Origin of the sequence: Duganella sp. CF402 (assembly GCF_900109645.1) — a bacterium.
GTDB lineage: Bacteria > Pseudomonadota > Gammaproteobacteria > Burkholderiales > Burkholderiaceae_D > Rugamonas.
In genome coordinates, this window is sequence record NZ_FOBG01000002.1 from 17,958 (window position 1) to 35,426 (window position 17,469).

At 54.3% G+C, this 17,469-nt stretch carries 14 protein-coding genes and 1 tRNA gene; 6 read left to right on the top strand and 9 right to left on the bottom strand.

Features of this window, described 5'->3' with window-relative positions; genetic code table 11:
- Positions 1-25: 25 nt before the first annotated feature.
- The gene (locus tag BMZ70_RS18120) at positions 26-703 is read right to left on the bottom strand and encodes a CAAX prenyl protease-related protein (protein WP_229205493.1); all 678 of its coding nucleotides are present in this window, start codon (positions 701-703) and stop codon (positions 26-28) included.
- A gap of 114 nt (positions 704-817) precedes the next feature.
- A complete protein-coding gene (locus BMZ70_RS18125; RefSeq protein WP_092278010.1) occupies positions 818-2,728 on the bottom strand; it encodes an ATP-binding cassette domain-containing protein in 1,911 nt (636 codons plus the stop codon).
- Between the two features lie 142 nt (positions 2,729-2,870).
- Between BMZ70_RS18125 and BMZ70_RS18130 the strand changes: the two genes are divergently transcribed.
- The 3 genes from BMZ70_RS18130 to BMZ70_RS18140 all read left to right on the top strand — a co-directional run bounded on the left by BMZ70_RS18130 (position 2,871) and on the right by BMZ70_RS18140 (position 5,133).
- Positions 2,871-3,638 carry a hypothetical protein gene (locus tag BMZ70_RS18130; protein ID WP_175500803.1) on the top strand — a complete coding sequence of 256 codons (768 nt, stop codon included), beginning with the start codon at positions 2,871-2,873 and terminating at the stop codon, positions 3,636-3,638.
- Positions 3,639-3,667: 29 nt separating this feature from the next.
- Positions 3,668-3,742 (top strand) — tRNA-Arg (locus BMZ70_RS18135).
- A gap of 176 nt (positions 3,743-3,918) precedes the next feature.
- Positions 3,919-5,133 carry a tyrosine-type recombinase/integrase gene (locus BMZ70_RS18140; RefSeq protein WP_092278012.1) on the top strand — a complete coding sequence of 405 codons (1,215 nt, stop codon included), beginning with the start codon at positions 3,919-3,921 and terminating at the stop codon, positions 5,131-5,133.
- A gap of 417 nt (positions 5,134-5,550) precedes the next feature.
- Here BMZ70_RS18140 and BMZ70_RS18145 read toward each other — a convergent pair whose 3' ends face one another.
- Together BMZ70_RS18145 and BMZ70_RS18150 are read right to left on the bottom strand one after the other, a co-directional pair.
- Complete coding sequence (locus tag BMZ70_RS18145) at positions 5,551-5,751, bottom strand: hypothetical protein (RefSeq protein WP_092279494.1); 201 nt, start codon at positions 5,749-5,751, stop codon at positions 5,551-5,553.
- A gap of 45 nt (positions 5,752-5,796) precedes the next feature.
- Positions 5,797-6,807, bottom strand: a complete 1,011-nt coding sequence (locus BMZ70_RS18150; protein ID WP_092279496.1) for a P63C domain-containing protein — start codon at positions 6,805-6,807, stop codon at positions 5,797-5,799.
- A gap of 603 nt (positions 6,808-7,410) precedes the next feature.
- Between BMZ70_RS18150 and BMZ70_RS18155 the strand changes: the two genes are divergently transcribed.
- Both BMZ70_RS18155 and BMZ70_RS18160 read left to right on the top strand, forming a co-directional pair.
- Complete coding sequence (locus BMZ70_RS18155) at positions 7,411-7,734, top strand: hypothetical protein (RefSeq protein ID WP_229205548.1); 324 nt, start codon at positions 7,411-7,413, stop codon at positions 7,732-7,734.
- Between the two features lie 158 nt (positions 7,735-7,892).
- Complete coding sequence (locus BMZ70_RS18160) at positions 7,893-8,852, top strand: DUF932 domain-containing protein (RefSeq protein WP_092278016.1); 960 nt, start codon at positions 7,893-7,895, stop codon at positions 8,850-8,852.
- A 78-nt stretch (positions 8,853-8,930) separates the two neighbouring features.
- Here the strand turns inward: BMZ70_RS18160 and BMZ70_RS18165 are convergent, their stop codons facing one another.
- Genes BMZ70_RS18165 through BMZ70_RS18175 form a run of 3 tightly spaced genes read right to left on the bottom strand, consistent with a single transcriptional unit; the run spans position 8,931 to position 15,020 of the window.
- Entirely contained in the window at positions 8,931-10,124 is a 1,194-nt protein-coding gene (locus tag BMZ70_RS18165) for a GIY-YIG nuclease family protein (protein WP_092278018.1), read from the bottom strand.
- Positions 10,117-12,231: a DEAD/DEAH box helicase gene (locus BMZ70_RS18170; protein ID WP_092278020.1), complete on the bottom strand. Its 2,115-nt coding sequence runs from the start codon at positions 12,229-12,231 to the stop codon at positions 10,117-10,119. The genes BMZ70_RS18165 and BMZ70_RS18170 overlap by 8 nt, the downstream gene beginning before the upstream one ends.
- The gene (locus BMZ70_RS18175) at positions 12,228-15,020 is read right to left on the bottom strand and encodes a class I SAM-dependent DNA methyltransferase (RefSeq protein ID WP_092278022.1); all 2,793 of its coding nucleotides are present in this window, start codon (positions 15,018-15,020) and stop codon (positions 12,228-12,230) included. Before BMZ70_RS18175 ends, BMZ70_RS18170 begins: the two co-directional genes overlap by 4 nt.
- Before the next feature lie 301 nt (positions 15,021-15,321).
- Between BMZ70_RS18175 and BMZ70_RS18180 the strand changes: the two genes are divergently transcribed.
- Complete coding sequence (locus BMZ70_RS18180; protein ID WP_092278024.1) at positions 15,322-15,888, top strand: recombinase family protein; 567 nt, start codon at positions 15,322-15,324, stop codon at positions 15,886-15,888.
- A 41-nt stretch (positions 15,889-15,929) separates the two neighbouring features.
- On the opposite strand, the gene BMZ70_RS18185 is transcribed toward BMZ70_RS18180, so the two are convergent.
- Both BMZ70_RS18185 and BMZ70_RS18190 read right to left on the bottom strand, forming a co-directional pair.
- Positions 15,930-16,931, bottom strand: a complete 1,002-nt coding sequence (locus BMZ70_RS18185) for a hypothetical protein (protein ID WP_092278026.1) — start codon at positions 16,929-16,931, stop codon at positions 15,930-15,932.
- 135 nt (positions 16,932-17,066) lie between these two features.
- Entirely contained in the window at positions 17,067-17,372 is a 306-nt protein-coding gene (locus tag BMZ70_RS18190; protein ID WP_092278028.1) for a helix-turn-helix domain-containing protein, read from the bottom strand.
- Positions 17,373-17,469 lie beyond the last annotated feature (97 nt).

Here is a 17,469-nt window from a genome sequence, read left to right on the forward strand (position 1 = left end):
AGGAGGGGAAGTCATGTTGACAATCTTACCAGTAAGTCCAGTTCTTTGTCGCCAATATCCACACACTTAAACCGCCATTGGTGACCGCGTGCGCAACAATTGCCGTCCACAGGTTTTGGCTGCGCATATAGAGACCGGCATAGACCACGCCGGCCAGCATGCCGGCCAGCCACAAATTATGCTCAATACCGAACAGGACGGCCGTGATCGCAAAGGCCCGCAGCGTCACCGCAGCAGGCGCCAGCGCCAGGAAACGCGGATCGACCAGCCAGCGCAGCAGGAAGGAACGCCAGAACAGCTCTTCCATCACCGGCACCACCAGCGCGGCGCCGGCCGCGCGCAGCAAGGCCAGCGGCCAGTTCACGCCGTTCTGCCCGCTCGGATCGAAGCCGGCCGAGGTGCCGACCACCATCCAGCCCGTATCCAGGTTGAGCCACAGCACCAGCACCAGCAGCCCGGCGCCGATCGACAGCAGCCACCAGCGGCCGTCCATGCCTTGCCAGTGCAGTTCGGTGTAATGGCGGCGCCCCCAGCAGAGGGCCAGCACCACGGCACCGATCTTGAGCGGATACAGCCAGAGCAGCTCATCCGCAGTCAGCCCCAAGCGCCCCAGCAGATCCGCCACCACGATGAATGCCATGTAGATGGCAAAAGGCAGGATGCGCGGCCAGGCCGCGCTATTGGTGCTGATCAGTGTTGGCACAGGACTCCCCGCAAGCGTCGATGCGAAAGATTATATTAGATGCAACCAAGAAATCCAATTGAATCCAGTGCACGGCCTCAACTGTGTGCCGCAGTTGAGGCCGCAGTTGTGTGATCAGTTGCGCGCCTCGATCGCCTCCCAGCGCTCCAGCGCCGCCAGCAATTCGGCCTCGATGGCTTCGATGCGCGCATTCACGCGCTTGGCTTCGGCCGCGTTTTTCTTATAGAAGTCAGGATCCGACAGTTGCAGGTTCAGCGCGGTCTGCTCGTCCTCGAGCGCGGCGATCTGCTTGGGCAACTCCTCCAGCTCGCGCTGCTCCTTGAAACTGAGTTTTTTCTGCTTGACGGCCGGCGCCGCCGCTGCGGGCGCAGCTGCGGGCGCCGGTTCGGCCTTGGCGCCCAGCTTGACGGCCCTGGCCGGCGCGGCCACGGTATCGCGCACGCGCTCCCAGTCGCTGTAGCCGCCGACGAATTCGCGCCACCGGCCCTCGCCTTCGGCCACGATCACCTGGGTCACCACGTTGTCGAGGAAGGTGCGGTCGTGGCTGACCAGGAACACGGTGCCGCTGTAGTCTTCCAGCAGTTCTTCCAGCAGTTCCAGGGTTTCGATGTCGAGGTCGTTGGTCGGCTCGTCCAGCACCAGGCAGTTGGCCGGCTTGGCGAACAGGCGCGCCAGCAGCAGGCGGTTGCGCTCGCCGCCGGACAGCGACTTGACCGGCGAGCGCGCGCGCTCCGGCGAGAACAGGAAGTCGTTCAGATAGCTCATCGAATGCTTGCGCTGGCCGTTGATCTCGACCCAGTCGCTGCCCGGCGAAATGGTGTCGACCAGGCTGGCTTCCTCGTTGAGCTGGGTGCGCATCTGGTCGAAATAGGCCACTTCCAGCTTGGTGCCGAGCTTGGCCACGCCGCTGTCCGGCGCCAGTTCGCCGAGGATCATTTTCAGCAAGGTGGTCTTGCCTGCGCCGTTGGCGCCGATCAGGCCGACCTTGTCGCCGCGCAGGATGGTGCCGGTGAAGTTGTTGACGATGGCGCGCCCGCCGAAGCTCTTGCTGATGCCTTCCAGCTCGGCCACGATCTTGCCGGAACGCTCGCCCACCGACACTTCCAGCTTGACCTGGCCCTGCTGCTCGCGGCGCGCGGCGCGCTGCAGGCGCAGCGCTTCCAGCCGGCGCACGCGGCCTTCGTCGCGCACGCGGCGCGCCTTGACGCCCTTGCGGATCCAGACCTCTTCCTGCGCCAGCACCTTGTCGAACTTGGCGTTTTCCACCTCCTCGTTTTCCAGCAGTTCCGCCTTGCGGGTCTGGTAGGTGGTGAAGTTGCCGGGGAAGGACAGCAGGCGGCCGCGGTCCAGCTCGATGATGCGGGTCGCCACGTTGTCGAGGAAAGAGCGGTCGTGGGTAATGAACAGCACGCTGCCCTTGAAGTCGCGCAGCAAGCCTTCCAGCCACTGGATCGAGGTGAAGTCGAGGTGGTTGGTCGGTTCGTCCAGCAGCAGCACGTCCGGCGCCGCCACCAGCGCACGTGCCAGCGCCACCCGCTTTTGCATACCGCCCGACAGTTCCCGCATCAGCAGCGTGCCGGGCAGGTTCAGCTTGTCGAGCACGGTGTCCACCTTGTGGCCCAGGTTCCAGGCGTCATGGGCATCCAGCACCACCTGGATGTCATGCATGCGCTCCATGACGGCGTCGTCATCGCCCTGGCCGAACTGACCGGTCAGCGCATCGTATTCCTTGAGCAGGGCCGGCAATTCGCCCAGTCCCTCCGCCACCGCGTCGTACACCGACATGGTCGGCTCGAACACCGGCTCCTGCGCGACGCAGACGATTTTCAGGTTTTGCTGCATGACCAGCAGGCCGTCGTCGAGCTTGAATTGGCCGGAAATGATTTTCAGCAGCGACGATTTGCCGGTGCCGTTACGGCCAATCAAGCCGACGCGCTCGCCGATTTCAAGGGAAAATTCAGCGTGATCGAGCAGGGCGACGTGGCCGAATGCGAGCTGGGCGGAGGAAAGAGAGATGACTGCCATAAGATGAGTAGAGACGCTGACTGGGGGTGAAAACAACGGCTATTGTAGCGGTAACCGGCCCGATGGGCCATTGCCGGCTGGCGTTCCACGCCCGAATCGGCTAGCATCGGCGGGTATTCAGCCCCTGCCAACCGGACCCATCTTGCCAACTTTGCCCGCCATTGCACGCCGCCAACGCGGCGCCGCCCTGCTCCTGCTGATCCTGATGCTGGGACTGGGCGTGTCGGTCGCATTGATGAGCACGCGCCCGGGCGACGACAGCGTGCGCCAGCGCCAGAGCATGCAACTGGTGGCCGAAGCGCGCGAAGCGCTGCTGGGCTTCGCGATGACCCACGGCCGCCTGCCGCGTCCGGCGATCTCGGCCCAGGACGGCCGCGAAATGACTACCCCCTGCAACCGCGACAGCTGCACCGGCTTCCTGCCCTGGGTGACGCTGGGCGTAGTCGGCAGCGACAGCTGGGGCAAGCTGCTGCGCTACAGCGTCAGCCCGAGCTTCGCGGCGCAGCGCATCGATCCCACGCAGGCCCGGGCCGACAAGAAAATCGCCAGCCGCCGCGAAGACGGCGAGCTGTACTACCTGGTCGGCGACGACAGCTGCAGCGTCCAGGCGCGCTGCGCGCCCGCCGTGGTGTTCTCCAGTGGGAAAAACAACCTGGGCACCAGCGCCCAGGGCATTCCGCTGGCCAATGGCACCATCAACAACGTCGACGAAGAGCAGAACAACGGCGACACCACCGCCTACATTGCGCGCCGGTTGGAAACCCGCAGCCAGGCGCCGGGCGGCGAGTTCGACGATATCGTCACCTGGGTCCCGGTGCAGACCTTCTATCGCCGCATCGAGATCAGCGGCGTCCTCGACCCGACCGCCTCAGCCAAAATGGTACCATCGCCAAAATCGGAGCAGCGTTAAGCAAGTCTCGGCTATAATCTCGCCGCGTCCTCCCCGTAGCACAATGGATAGTGCACATGCCTCCTAAGCGTGGGATACTGGTTCGATTCCAGTCGGGGGGACCACCCAATAGTTCAAAGAATTCCAACCGAATCCAAACAACCCGCCTCCGTCGTAGGAGAGCGGGTTTTTTGTTGTCCAAAGCATTCCGACGGGGTAGCATCAGATACCATCATTTTCTTGGTATTTTTGTTGGTACCTTTTTCGGGCCTCAAATCAGATACCAACAACCGGAGGCATTATGCCCTTAACAGATACATTCGTTCGTCAAGTAAAGCATACCGGCGCACCGGTAGGCGACAAATACACTGATGGGCAAGGCATGTTCCTGCTGGTAAAAGCAGCGGGCAAATACTGGCGCATGAACTATCGCTTCGCTGACAAGCAAAAGACTTTAGCCATAGGCGTCTACCCAGCAGTATCACTAGCCAAAGCACGCAAGCGGCGTGACGAAGCACGCGAGCTTCTTGCAGACGGCATAGATCCGAGCCAAGCAAAACAAGAAGACAAGCGAACTAAGATTTTAGAAGCCGCGCAGACCTTTGAGGTCGTCGCCCGCCAGTGGTTAGCGAAAACCGAGCCAGACCGCGCCGCCAATACGCAAGCAAAAGTAGTGAACTGGCTGACCAAAAATGTCTTCCCATTTATAGGCAGCAAGCCCATTTCCGCGATTACTCCACGAGACGTCCTCGGGACCGTCCAGAAAATCGAAGATCGCGGCTCAAGAGATTCCGCGCATCGCGTCAAACAGATTTGCGGTCAAGTGTTTCGTTACGCGGTCGCCAGCGGGCTGGCAAGCCGCGATGTTACCGCCGACCTGAAGGGTGCGCTAGCCGTGCCTGAGAAAGGGCACTTTGCGGCAATCACTGAACCGAAACAGGTAGGCGCCCTTCTACGTTCCATTCACGGCTACCAAGGGCACGCTTATGCGACAGCCGCATTGAAATTGTCGCCCTTAGTGTTTGTCCGCCCCGGAGAATTGCGTTCAGCCGAATGGGCCGAGATAGATTTCGACTGCGCGGAATGGCGCATACCTGGCCACAAAATGAAAATGGACAACGATCATATCGTGCCGTTATCAAAGCAAGCCGTGGAGATTCTTCTTTCAATACGCCCCTTATCTGGCGACGGAAAATTTGTTTTCCCAAGCATTAGGACAGCGGAACGCTGCATGAGTGAGAACACCGTCAATGCCGCGTTACGCAGCTTAGGCTACACGAAGGAAATCATGACCGCTCACGGCTTTCGTGCGATGGCGCGCACCATCATGGATGAGATACTTGAAGAGCGTGTTGATCTGATAGAACATCAGCTAGCCCATGCCGTCAAAGACCCCAATGGCCGGGCGTACAACCGGACAGCACACCTGCCAGCACGCCGAGAGATGATGCAGCGATGGGCCGACTACTTGGACAGCCTGAGGCTCGGCGCACAGGTCATTCCGCTACATGGCTAGCAGCGCCCTTTTAAAGAAGATGGCGCTAGAAATTTTCAAATCTATTTTACCAACGTGAGCTAGGAAACTGATTGGCCAAAACGACAGATCGAACATCGACAACTATCTCAGTCAATAGGCATAGCTCCACGGCCATCAGGCCGGGGAGCTATGCTTTTTTACGCCTCGGATTTTAGGGCATCAATTAAGCGCGGGCTCACTAGCTTGGTTGGTGCAACAAGCTAGTGACGGCGTCAATCGAACACATTACAAAAATCATTTTTAATCAATAAGTTAAGACGAAAATACAGTTCACTTCTTAACATACCCCCAAAATACCCCCGACCACTTCTGCTCAGCCAAGACGAGCTTGGATGCCCGAGGAACAGGCGCCGATTTTCAGCAAACGCGCCACATTCATCAGAACTAGTCGACAGGTTATTTCCGACGATTATAGGGAGACTGGTTTGTTGGCTTCAAGGAAATGTTTTCTTGCGACGCCTTAGCATAAATGGATGATTCCGTTCGCCCCATTTTCAGACCAATCACTCGTGTGGGCGTATTCTGGTCCACAAGTTTCTCCAGAGCTTTTACATCCGCTCCCGTCCATGCTTTACCGTGGTTTTTTGGTGTTGCCATGTCCCATCCTTTCAACATTGAAGTTTGAAGTAAGACCAACCGAACTTAAATAACGTCGTCTAATGGAAGCTCAAGTGTGCTTCCTTTTTTGGGCAGAACCTGATCTACCATTTTCACAAAGCGGTTCCATCCAAATCCATTTGCTATCGCTAATCTCTGAAACATGATGAGCGAATGCATATGCTGAGCGAGCATCGGGTCGCCAATATCCTCAGTGAGCCATTGGTGCAACTTATTCGCTCTTTGTCCCTTTTCATTTTTGGGGCTTTTACGCTCTAACTCAGGCAGTAGCCCCGGAGCAATTCGCTCAAAAACCAAATCCCGCGTATAAGTTCCAACTACGCTATATCGGTTTTTACTCATGCCAGGCCATGTCCACCCTCGCAACTTGTAAATGTTTTCATAAAACTCATCCGGAAACTTCTTTACCCATGAGGCAAGTTCTTCGCTGATTATCTTTTCTAGATATGCCTGTAACGCATCTTTAGGGCGTTCCTCTTGGTAGCCAGTAGCCTCATCAACGAGAGCCACAATACCCACGCGCGCAAAAGACCTAATCAAGGTATCGGCAAACTGCGCATAGCGAATTTCATGTTCAGTTGCAAGCATGCCAGCGTCTCTAGCTTTTAGCAGAACCTCGCATAAGTCCTGCAAAACTGGAGCTTCAAAACCATGACTCGGAACATCCTTCCTTGGCGATTCACCTATAAATTCGATTGGGCTGGCAATAGCCTGTAAGAAACTTGGCTCAGCAACACTTTTGACGGCTTTCATTCCGGAGATGCGAGCAACGCCAGAGCCACGGCCTAGCATGCCAATCGCCGACGTCATTCCTCGGCCAGATATAACGCGACGTCCATCCTCAAGAACGAAGCATGCTATTTCCGAGCCCCCGAGTTTAAGCACGCCTTTATGGCTAGCAGTAGGAAGTTTCGGGGTTTGAGCCTTAGCATGCTTAGCCAAGGCGCCCTCTCTGGCTATCTCGCTTCGCCGCTCTTTCGACAGTTTTGCGGCCCGCACCTTACCACCGTTACTGCGATTATTCTCAGAGTCCATAGCAAGCACCTTTTTTAAAAACATGCTTGCATTATTAGGTTAACCCGAACCCAAACGCAAGCACTTTTTATAAAATATGCTTGCTTAAACTTCCGGAGATCTATCCCACGAGCAGGCCTTTGCATGCTACCGAAATGCATATCGAGCTAGAAGATTTCAGATCTATATCGTTGAAGGGAGAACAGGGAACTGATCTATCAGAAGCTGCGCCACGCCTCCCCCTCCCGTCTAGATAGACCTAATAGACCTAACCTCATTAATCGAGGGCATAACTCCGCAGCCATCAGGCTGCGGAGTTATGCCCTTTTGTTTAATCGTGGACGGCGTTGCCGCCCAGCTCACCCCAACCGTACTTTTTAAAGGATTCGTCATGCGACCGAACACATCCCCCTTGGAACACCTCACTGCTTTTTCCATCGTATTTGCTGTTGGATTCCTGTCAGCGACAAGCTTCATTGCGTACATGGAGCGAGTACGGCGCAACGCTGTGCGCGACCACTACAAAAGGGTCAGCGCAGAGTCGAGCCTAACAGCCGCAAGATTCGCACGTCGGAGCGTTGAAGAATGACGCGCCGATGCCCACGATGTGAATCTGAGCGGATCGTGACCAAGGACTACGCGAGAAGACTAATCTGCACCGTCGGCACGATTGCTGGCGCAGTTCGTGGCGCAGCCGGTGCCGCCAGTGGTGCAGAGCTTGGTGCTCTCGCAGGCGCGTTTGCTGGGCCACCTGGCGTCGTTCTAGGTGGTGTCGCAGGTGCAGTCATCGGTGCCTTGGTTTGCGGTGCTGCCGGTAGTTCTGCTGGCGCTGCGCTCGGCGAAATTATCGATGAGAACATTCTCGATAATTTCCTGTGCATGGACTGCGAATTTAGCTTTGGCAAAAAAAGTGAAGAAGTCCTGGAGCCAATTTTTTACGAGGCGTAATGCATAACCGCAGTCCACATCAGTCCCTCGCTGATAGTCCAACGGGATGCCCGTCATGGCATACCTCTAGCAATACCTCTCCCCGTCGTACCTGTCCAGTCAATCCGGAAACGGGACGGAGGCCCGGCTACACCTTAACAAAGAAAAGGAAATATCTAATGGCACACTTACTTGAAAAAATGGCTTACGTGGGCGACGTGCCTTGGCATGGAATAGGAAATCAACTCAGCGCCAATCAGCCCATCGAAGTCTGGGCGGAACAAGCTGGAATGAACTGGTGCATCCGTGAATCGCCCGTCAGCTTCATGACGAGCGATGCTGACAGCGTCGGCACATTCGCGTCGTTCCCCGAAAACAAAGTGCTGTTCCGCTCCGACACAAAGACACCCCTGTCCGTCGTCAGCCAACGCTTCCAGGTAGTGCAACCCAGCGAAATATTGGAGTTCTACCGAGATCTGACAGAGGTCTCCGGCTTCAAACTTGAGACAGCCGGAGTCCTAAAGGGCGGTCGGAAAATTTGGGCACTAGCCCGCACCGGCCAATCGTCAACGCTGAAAGGCAATGACGTGAGCAATGCCTACGTCCTTCTTGCCACGGCATGCGATGGCACATTGGCGACGACCGCGCAATTCACGAGTATTCGCGTCGTCTGCAACAATACGCTGGCTGTGGCCTTGGGCGCCAGTAGCGGAGCTGTGAAGGTACGCCACAACACGGCGTTTGACGCGCAATCTGTGAAACGCCAGCTCGGCATTTCGGTTTCGACCTGGAATACCTTCATGTACCACATGAAGGGGCTCAGCGAGCGGAAGGTAAAATCGCATGAGGCGATGAACTACCTTGCACGGGTCTTTTCTGATGAGACGAAAGCGGGTAGCGACAATGCGAGTGATCGCACGATGGCAAAGGTCATGACTCTCTTTGACGGGCATGGTAGAGGCGCTGAGCTGGCGTCGTCAAAGGGCACTGCCTTTGGTCTGCTCAACTCCGTAACGGAGTTTATTGACCATGACCGGCGCGCACGCAGTACCGATCATCGGCTGGAATCAGCATGGTTTGGGCAAGGTGCAGCTCTGAAAGAGCGGGCATTGGATCAGGCGCTTATGATGATTTCCTGAGCACGTTTTTCTTGGAGAATAATTCACATTACGTTGTAACTCATGGAGCGGCTTTTCGCCGCTCCATGAAGATAATCGCTAAACCTGATCCATAAGACGAGCAGTCTGGGGATCATACGTCACATCGGTAATCGAGCCGTCCCTGATACGATGAACCGCCTCATCAATCACATTAAGTGGTACTAAAAACCACTCCTTTGGCTTGACCGGGCGTCCGAAGCGATCTTCAATGGTTAAATCGAGCTGAGCGGCACCAAACAAACGATGGAAAATATTTTCCAGTCTTGTACGGTTGATGTTGTGGAGCTTGTAGGTAGCAATTATTTCCACATCGGCCAAGAGGTAGGTAGAGTCGTTTTCTGCGCCTGCGATGCGGGTTTCAACTCTGCCCCCAGTAACGCCGATTTTGTGGATCAGTTCGCGATGCTCAGTAACGAACGGATGGCTAGACAGACTACGCAACACATAAATCGTTCCGGTTTCAATGTCGTCTGGTTCTGAGACGCTACCAAAAAGCGGACCGTCATCCTTGCGAATAAGGCGGCGCCCCACAGGTGTGTCTCCGTCAGGGTAGAGTGAGCGCGAGAGTGAGCGTAGCAATAGGTTACTCTCAGTCTGGTTGTCAAAAACGACCCTCAGTCGTGGGTTTTCGCGTCCATCCTTGGTCGTAGAACCTTCATACATTTCGGCCACGTAAGCTATTTGGCCGCTAATAATGAAGAAATCTTTTACCTCAATGCTGGCGTTCTTGACGAAGGGCTTGGTCATCCAAGTGCCTGCTTTGAGGCCTGCTTCAGCTTCATCAAAGAAGGGTTTGAAGTAATCAAAATCAGCGCAGGAAGTGCGGTCGGCAATTTCCTCCGCTGCCTTGATTTCGACATAAGGCCGGACGTGGCGCAATACCGTAATGTCATTCTGGCCAGCAGGATCAGCGTCAATGCCCAGCTCAGCCAGCAATGCGTCTTCATCCAAGTCATCCACGCAGATTGCCGTGCCTGCCCCAGATAGCAAGCCAGGTACGTCCAACTCGGCCAGCAGAGTTTGCGCCTGCGGCGACCTGCGCAGTTGATCAAGACGAACAGCGCACAGCCGCTCGAATATATCGTGGCCCTCGCCATGAAGCGGGGCTCTCCCATGTGCCCGATGGAAGCGTAGAATATCTTCAAATCCTGCAATGATACGTTCCTCGGTCGCAGTGCGACTGGCAGCTTTGAGCGGGGTGGCATCTACTCCAAGCGCATCTAGCAGTTCGTCATCATCCATATCAGCCATTGCCAGACTCCCTTTGGGCGGCTTTGGCCTGCGCACGGTAACGAGTCAGCGCGGCTACACCTTCGGCCATCCGTTTTTCCCACAAGTCGGCAGAGTTGATATCTGGCAGGCGACCACGTTCGTTCTTGAACTGCAAAGCGCGTTTGGCCAGCTCACGTGCTTCATCTTCAGGAATGCTTACCTTTTTGGCGGCAATACTGGCCTGCACCTGACGCAGAGATTTTTCATCCATAGACTTCGCCAGTACCGCATAAGCGGCATCGAAGGGGTTAATGCGGTCGATCAAGTCAATGTCTAAGTCACGCACATTGACGAACCTGCGCACACCATCTAGCAACGCTGTGCTGCCTTGGTCCGTGCCGCTGCCGTTGGCATCCGCTTGGGCCAATGCTAATTTGGCCTGCTGCGTAAGATTCATGGCTGCGACCGCATGTTGCCGAATTGCCTCTTGGTCGACTTCGCTCAAGTCCGGGTAACGTTCCCGCACTATCTTCCCCATGCGTAGCTGAGTAAGTTCTTCGGGCAATGTATTTTCCTTGTCGAACAAACCGCGCTCTAGCACAGTTTTGTCCTGCAAAAAACTCGTAACGACTTCGTTCAAATCCTCTTTGCAAATACGTGTAGCCTCTGAGCTTTGCGGAGTGGTCAGACCATTAATTTCAACGTGATACTGCCCTGTTTCCTGATTTACGCCGATGTTGTGCCCATCTTCCTTGTAGCCATCCTCACCGTAATCGAAGCCTTCTTTCGGGCCTGCGTTTTTGGGGGTGAATTCATATCGCGGAGCGAGTACCTGCTCCATCAACAGGCTAGCGGAAATGGCTTTCAGCATGTCGTTAACCGCTTCAGCGACTGCGGATTGTTCAGCAGCAGGCTCCGCGATCAGGTTAGTGAAGCGAGATCGCTCCTTTCCTTCAGCATCGCGGGTCGCGCGACCAATGATCTGAACTATTTCGGTCAGGCTGCTTCGGTAGCCAATCGTCAGCGCGTGTTCGCACCAGATCCAGTCGAAGCCTTCCTTAGCCATCCCCAGCGCAATGATGACATCGACGCTATCGCGGTTGTCTTTCTGCGCGGGGTCTTTCAGCGCGGTGAGCACTTTTGAGCGCTTAGCCGGGTCGCTGTCGTCGACCAAGTCCGCTACCCTCAAGGTGCGGCCATCATGAGCCTGAATTAGATGGAAGCCAGTGACAGGATCCACGCCTTTCCATTCGCCCAAGCCGTGCATGATTTCGTTCACCTCTCGCTCTTTGTCCTTGAGGCTCTCGCGGGCATTCACATTGGGGATGTGGACGATGGTTTTTAGCGCTGGGTCCAGCACCTTATTGATCGCATTAACGTAAGGGCCTGTGTAAAAGAAATAACCGATGTCCAGCGACTTCAACCAACGATAGCCGTTGAGCTGTTCGTAATAAGTGTAAGTGATCGTTTCGAACTTGGCCTCGTCCTCTGGACCCATAACGGCCTCGCTATCGCCACGGAAATAGGAACCCGTCATGGCGACCAAATGCACTTTATCGCGGGCGATGAATGCACCCAGTTGGCTTCCCAGCTTATTATCCGGGTTGCTTGATACATGGTGGAATTCATCGATGGCGATCAGGCGATTATCGAATGCCTGGACACCCAACTCTTCTACTGCAAAGCGGAACGTGGCATGTGTACAGACCAGTACCTTGTCATCGCTCTCTAGGAACTTGCTCACCGCTTCCACTTTGGACTTCGCCACGCGCGGCTCGTCCACCCCAGGAGCATTGCAAAGATTCCACTGCGGGGCTACATGCCAATCCCAGTAAAATCCGTGTTGACTCAACGGCTCATCAGCAAAGCTACCGCCAATAGAACGCTCTGGCACCACGACAATAGCCTGTTGCAAGCTCTGATTGTTGAGCTTGTCTAGCGCGATAAACATCAACGCTCGCGACTTACCAGAAGCTGGCGGAGATTTGATCAGCAAATACTGTTCGCCCCTCTTGGCGTAGGCGCGCTCCTGCATAGTACGCATGCCAAGCGCATTGGCTTTATTGGACGCTCCGGTGCGAGCTGTGCTGATGGATACCGATGGCACGGTATAGCGATTCGCAGCGTTGCCGGTTTGTTCAGTCATGCTTTCATTCCCTTCTTTGATCTGGATGCAACCTTGGTTGCGTCCACCGTCATCTTGGTGTAAAGGTCGAACAATTTTTCTAGCCGTTCGGTGTCGTTCCTGAAGCGCCGTCCGATGTAGATTCGCTCCAATACTTCGTCGTTACGCTCGTGCGCATGGCGCAAGTTGTCTGGCATATTGTCCGGTTCATATAGGGTGGCAATAGTGGCCGGGAAATGCGCTTCGCGCGCCAGTAAGATGCCTTCGGCGCAAGCGGTCAGGTCTTCTTTGTTTTGCTCGGTTAGCATCGGCACCGGAAAAGTGTTCCATCCGATCGTGTTGGAATAGCGATAGCGTGTTTCGAGTTTGCCGCAAACGGTGCCAATCCAGATCAAATGAAGTCGGGAGGCGATTAGAGCCATGTTCCAAAGAGGGGCATCATAAAGCGCAAAAGCCAGGTTGCTAATGATCGAGCCCTTCTGCATATATCCAACTGGAAGGTATTCGCGCGTCTCAGATGAAACGCTAGGAACTATCACAACTGTCTCGTTGCCGGTTTGACGTCTCTCGTCAAACCGATGTGGCCAATCCGCACCACGTTGCGTCACAACTTTGGAGCTGCTCAATCGCATTGATCGAACCATCTGTAGGCGCGGTCCAATTACAGGATGTACGCGGGCGCTGTCTGCATCTTTATCTTCAATCCATAGACAAAAACGCTGCTTTCCGCTAATGAATTCTTCCGAACCGACTATCGGACGAATGTATCGCTCCTTGTCTTGCCGACTCAGTCCAAGCGACTCCAACTCATCCAGCGAAAATAGCAGGTGTCCTCCGTCTACCGGCTTGCTACCAAACAGCATTTCAGAAACGCCAGACAGAGGTCTTGATGATTTCTCTACGATTACCTGCTTCCCTGGCACCAAGTAAGCATTGATGTGGTCAGCAACTTTAGCGCTGACATTCCCATCGTCAGAAACAGTAAATAGATTTCGATTTCTCTGCGAAAGGCTAGCAACTCCAACAATGATCACTGTCACCCCAGCATTGTGACTGGCGAGATTCGTCCATTTGAAGGAGGTGTAGGCAAAGGAAATCTCATGTCCCGTCTCAAATATTAACGGCCAAAGAATCGGTACTTGCTGTCCTTGGCAAATCGAATTTGTGGATACAAATGCGGCAGCTGATTTTGTCCTAGTTCCATAATCTGCAGCTTTCATGAACCATCCCGCTACGTAGTCCAGAGACTTCCAATTCTTTGTCCTTGCAGTAAAGATGGCCTCCAGATCAGCCTTCTGTTCGTTAGTCTGCCAAGTTGATCCAAGATAAGGTGGATTACCACAGATATACGTTTCGCCGCCCTCATTTTCGAAGTCGATTGTTGTCTGCTTGAGTGGGGTACTAAACAAATCTTCAGCAACCAATTTGACACCCGTGCCTGTAGGAGGGCAGATGTTCAACCAATCGAGTCGCAGGGCATTTCCGCACACAATCCAGTTTTGCGAATCAAGCGGTAAGAACTCGGCAAGCGCGTCCTTCTGCCCGCGATATAGCACGTCACACTGGAACTCCGCAATGATGAGTGCTAAACGCGCAATCTCAGCTGGAAAATCACGCAACTCGATTCCACGGAAATTTGTTAGCGGAATTTCCGTACCTAGTTGAAGTTCGTTTCTGCGACGGTTGATTTCTGCCTCGATCTCGCGAATTTGCTTGTAAGCGATCACCAAGAAATTACCAGACCCGCAGGCAGGATCGAAGACGCGGATGCGTGCCATACGCTTGCGTAGGTTCAGGAGCTTGCGCTCGTTATCGCCGGCTTCGGCCAGTTGCGCACGCAGGTCATCCAAGAATAAGGGGTTCAACACTTTGAGGATGTTCGGAACACTGGTGTAGTGCATTCCTAAGGCACCTCGCTCCTCATCATCGGCCACTGCCTGAATCATGCTTCCAAAGATGTCCGGGTTTATTTGTTTCCAATTCAAGCCACCGGCATGTAACAGATACGTGCGTGCCATTCGTGTAAAACGCGGCACTTCTGTATTTCCGGAAAACAGTCCACCGTTTACATAGGGAAAGCCATTTGCCCAACTAGGCAGCCGAGGTTGGGCTTCGGCACGCTCAGTCACTTTGACATTCATGGCGCGGAAGATGGTCTCCAATACCTCATGGGTGTTGGAAGCATCTCGTTCGCTCATCCTCTCCACTGTCTGGGTGAACAAGCCCGTGCCGTTGAAGATATCAGTGTCCTCAGCAAAAAAGCAAAAAATCAAGCGAGCCATGAAATGGTTCATGTCATGCCTGCGTTCGCTTGTCGCCCATTCTGGGTTTTCGCTTAACAACTCGACATACAGCTTGTTCAGGCGCCCCGTGGCGCGTACATCAATGGGATCGTCCTTAATCTCCTTGATCGTGGAGATGCCGGCCAAAGGTAGGAAGAAGCCAAAGTGATTTGGAAAATCCGGATAGTTGCAAGCCCTGGTTTCTCCGCTGAGCAAGTCTTCAGCTTCGAGAGTCTGCCCGTCAGTCGCCAGGATAAACTTTGCTTTAGCTTTCGTAGTTGCCGAACTGGCGCGCAATGCCTTTAGGGTTTCGCCGACATTGCCAACCTCGCACGCGGCGATATGAATATTGTTGCGCTGAAGGACCCCGCCACGGACATCCGAGGCGTTGTTGTTGCCGGTGCGCAGGCGCTTGAGGGCGGTCTCTTTATTGCCGAAAGCGGCTAGGAACGCGAAGGGGAACTCTTCCTTGTCGAATGGCTGAAGTGCCAAGTCTGATATTGCTGATTCGATTTCTACTGCGTTCATGGAACAGTCTGGTTAGCCGACAAGCACACCTGTGTTTATGTGTTTACTCGTTGGCAATTTTTTAGAAGGAGTTTACCTTGCATCTTAGCATTCGACAGTACGAAAAACGACCCCTTTCGATCCTGCCCTTGGCTGCAATGTAGCCACGTGCTGTATTGCGCTGCCGATAGCGTCTACCACTAGAGCAGGGTCAACTGATCTGCTCCACGCCACCATCAAAAACCTATCAATGCCGCTCATCTCTCTAGAGCCTATTGATAATTTCACCAGTTCCAGACCCTATTGATAGAAAGGAATCGCCATGACGATTTATGGATACGCTCGTACCTCAACAGTTGAGCAAGTGGCCGGGCTTGCCGATCAAATTGCGAAGCTCAAGGGAGCTGGCTGCACGGATCAGTCGATCTACCGGGAGCAGATCAGCAGCGTCAAGATGGAAGATCGGATTGAATTCGCCAAGGTACTCACCATCCTGAGGCCATGCGATGTACTGGTATTTAGCAGCTTATCTCGCGCCGCTCGCTCGATGGTGCACATGGTTGAAATTGAATCGCGTGTGGCGCGTGCCGGTGCAACGATACGCATACTTGATCTGGCAGTGGACACCGCCACGCCGTCGGGACGTCTCACGTTCAATCTGTTCGCATCCATTGCCCAGTTCGAGAGGGAGAACATGCTGGAGCGCCAGCGGGTCGGAATTGCCGCAGCAAAGCAACGTGGAGCATATACTGGCCGTGCACCCACTGCCCAAGCAAAGAGTACTAAGGTACTGGCCTTGATTGCCAAGGGGGTGACTAAGCAAGAGGTCGCGGATGCCTGCGGAATCGGGATAGCATCGGTGTACCGGATTTTGAAGGCCCACGGATAGGTGTATCGCCGCAACTAGCTCGCTCTTCAAATGCGTCGGATTTAAAGCTCAGACCGAAGGTGATCCATCAGTGTGGGTACTGCCCACGCGGGCAGCAGTCCATCTTGAACAGCGCTGAAATTACGCTGATTGGACTCAGGAAAGTTCCATGCGTGTTCGGTTTTTGTGCGCTCTGCAATGACAAGCCCATGATCCCCGACACCGAGAAAGAACTTAGGCTGAGAGATGCCGAGTCCATTGAGTTCTACTCGGATTATATTGTCCGGTGAATCCAGCCACAATGCGAGTTGATGAGCATTTCGAATCACATTTACACATGCCATGCTGGCGGCACTGGACGTCACGGCTGCTGTAACTCCACCGCCAAACCCAAAGTAGTGTTGGCCGTTGTGCTCCACAGGCGCGACAATGCCCGCGTTGCGGAGCGACTTCAGGTCGCCTGGTTCTGTAGGGGTGGATGTGACTTGCATAGTGCTAATTCGATGAGGCTCTGCTTGTTCCGGCCACGAATCGATGAAGGTCTTCAGAAGCTCTTCCTGAGTCCAAAGGTCCTTCTCGTCATGACTGCGGACGTCGATAAGAGCTACGACGTCTTCATAAATCCTAGCGAAGAGCAGCCAACCTGACCGTTTAGAAAAGCGTTCCCCCTCCACCAAGGGTTCGGGCGTCAAATGTAAGTGATGAATGCCCCAATCCGCCCACAAGCCGTCGGTCCGCCGCATTTGCTTGGCTGCAGAGACGTCATTAGCGATGGTTGTTTTACTCAGATATGGGTTTACATCATCACCGTTTGTGAATTTAGCCTCAAGCACAGAGAGTGCTTTGTTGATCTCGGCTGGTAAGTTCTGCACCGGAAAACGTGATGATTTTACAACCTTGCGAGGTTGAGCAATTAAATGCCGAAGCCGGTAGTCCATCCACCGCTGTAGCGCCATCTCGTCCGCAGTGCTACCAGACAAGCTGTAAGTCAGACCGTATGCCTGTACAAGCTTCAACGCTAGCGTCGTTATGTCGCCCCAGAATTGCTCAACAGTTGCAGCCATAAAAATTCCTATTAATGACCTCGTCCATTGACGAGATTGGATATCTAGCCTACATCAAAATGAATTGGGGCGATGGCTGCCTTAGGTAGACAACGGCATACGAACACGATCACTCACCTTGCGGTCGCTTTAGGCTCAAGTTATCGCTAATTGTTCGGCTAGCTGACACAACTTCTCTTTGTCATCACTGGACAAACGTTGATACAAGACGAGTAGTCTCGCTTCGTCCTCGCTCGTAGCGTAGAAGTACGCCAGCGGCAGGCCGAGAACGTTTCCGATCCTCTCCATCAACTCTACACCAGGAACTCGCGTGCCGCGTTCATAGCGATTCATTCTTGCGCTGGCGCTTTCAACCTCAAGACCGGCCTGAAGCCCAAGCTGCTCTTGTGACAGTCCGCATTTTAGACGTGCTTGTTTTAGACGATCGCCCAGTACAGACATGTTTCTATTTCCCGAACCTAAAGGAAAAGATAGTCCACGTTTCAGCTTGAACAAATACTACCGAATTGGTAGGATTTGATTGCCAATAAACAATTTC

Bases quoted from the DNA above. Each gene is read 5' to 3' on its own strand.
- BMZ70_RS18185 (WP_092278026.1), bottom strand. From the start codon at position 16,931: ATGGCTGCAACTGTTGAGCAATTCTGGGGCGACATAACGACGCTAGCG.
- BMZ70_RS18165 (WP_092278018.1), bottom strand. From the start codon at position 10,124: ATGGCTGATATGGATGATGACGAACTGCTAGATGCGCTTGGAGTAGAT.
- BMZ70_RS18125 (WP_092278010.1), bottom strand. From the start codon at position 2,728: ATGGCAGTCATCTCTCTTTCCTCCGCCCAGCTCGCATTCGGCCACGTC.
- BMZ70_RS18175 (WP_092278022.1), bottom strand. From the start codon at position 15,020: ATGAACGCAGTAGAAATCGAATCAGCAATATCAGACTTGGCACTTCAG.
- BMZ70_RS18160 (WP_092278016.1), top strand. From the start codon at position 7,893: ATGGCACACTTACTTGAAAAAATGGCTTACGTGGGCGACGTGCCTTGG.
- BMZ70_RS18190 (WP_092278028.1), bottom strand. From the start codon at position 17,372: ATGTCTGTACTGGGCGATCGTCTAAAACAAGCACGTCTAAAATGCGGA.
- BMZ70_RS18150 (WP_092279496.1), bottom strand. From the start codon at position 6,807: ATGGACTCTGAGAATAATCGCAGTAACGGTGGTAAGGTGCGGGCCGCA.
- BMZ70_RS18180 (WP_092278024.1), top strand. From the start codon at position 15,322: ATGACGATTTATGGATACGCTCGTACCTCAACAGTTGAGCAAGTGGCC.
- BMZ70_RS18145 (WP_092279494.1), bottom strand. From the start codon at position 5,751: ATGGCAACACCAAAAAACCACGGTAAAGCATGGACGGGAGCGGATGTA.
- BMZ70_RS18140 (WP_092278012.1), top strand. From the start codon at position 3,919: ATGCCCTTAACAGATACATTCGTTCGTCAAGTAAAGCATACCGGCGCA.
- BMZ70_RS18170 (WP_092278020.1), bottom strand. From the start codon at position 12,231: ATGACTGAACAAACCGGCAACGCTGCGAATCGCTATACCGTGCCATCG.